Consider the following 1,187-nt stretch of genomic DNA (forward strand, 5'->3'; position numbering starts at 1 on the left):
TGTCTAAAGAAAAATTTGAACGTTCAAAACCGCACGTTAACGTTGGTACTATCGGCCACGTTGACCACGGTAAAACTACTCTGACAGCAGCTATCACTACTGTTCTGGCTAAAACTTACGGCGGTTCTGCTCGTGCATTCGACCAAATCGATAACGCACCAGAAGAAAAAGCGCGTGGTATCACCATCTCTACTTCACACGTAGAATACGATACTCCAACTCGCCACTACGCACACGTAGACTGCCCAGGACACGCCGACTATGTTAAAAACATGATCACTGGTGCTGCTCAGATGGACGGTGCAATCCTGGTTGTTGCTGCGACTGATGGCCCAATGCCACAAACTCGTGAGCACATCCTGTTAGGTCGCCAAGTAGGTGTTCCTTACATCATCGTTTTCCTGAACAAATGTGACATGGTAGACGACGAAGAACTGTTAGAATTAGTTGAAATGGAAGTTCGTGAACTTCTGTCTCAATACGATTTCCCAGGCGACGACACTCCAGTTGTCCGTGGTTCAGCTCTGAAAGCGCTGGAAGGCAACCCAGAGTGGGAAGCGAAAATTGTTGAATTAGCAGGTCACTTGGATTCTTACATCCCAGAACCAGAGCGTGCAATTGACAAACCATTCCTGCTGCCAATCGAAGACGTATTCTCAATCTCTGGTCGTGGTACAGTAGTAACAGGCCGTGTTGAGCGTGGTATCATCAAAGTTGGTGAAGAAGTTGAAATCGTTGGTATCCAAGACACGGTTAAAACAACTTGTACTGGCGTTGAAATGTTCCGTAAACTGCTGGACGAAGGTCGTGCGGGTGAGAACGTTGGTGTTCTGCTGCGTGGTACTAAACGTGAAGAAATTCAACGTGGTCAAGTACTGGCAAAACCAGGTTCAATCAAGCCACACACTAAATTCGAATCAGAAGTCTATATTCTGAGCAAAGATGAAGGTGGTCGTCACACTCCATTCTTCAAAGGTTACCGTCCACAGTTCTACTTCCGTACAACTGACGTAACAGGTACTATCGAACTGCCAGAAGGCGTAGAGATGGTAATGCCAGGTGATAACATCAACATGATCGTTACCCTGATCCACCCAATCGCGATGGACGACGGTTTACGTTTCGCAATCCGTGAAGGTGGCCGTACTGTAGGTGCGGGTGTTGTTGCAAAAATTATTGCATAATAC

Annotated in this window: 1 protein-coding gene; it reads left to right on the plus strand. The window is 46.8% G+C overall.

The window, feature by feature from the left end:
- A partial coding sequence (gene tuf, locus G6Q48_RS21925) for an elongation factor Tu (protein ID WP_166268407.1) occupies positions 1–1,184 on the plus strand: 1,184 nt, incomplete at its 5' end.
- Positions 1,185–1,187: the final 3 nt, after the last annotated feature.

Origin of the sequence: Providencia sp. M-27 (assembly GCF_011077905.1) — a bacterium.
In the GTDB taxonomy this organism is placed as follows: Bacteria; Pseudomonadota; Gammaproteobacteria; order Enterobacterales; family Enterobacteriaceae; genus Providencia; species Providencia huaxiensis.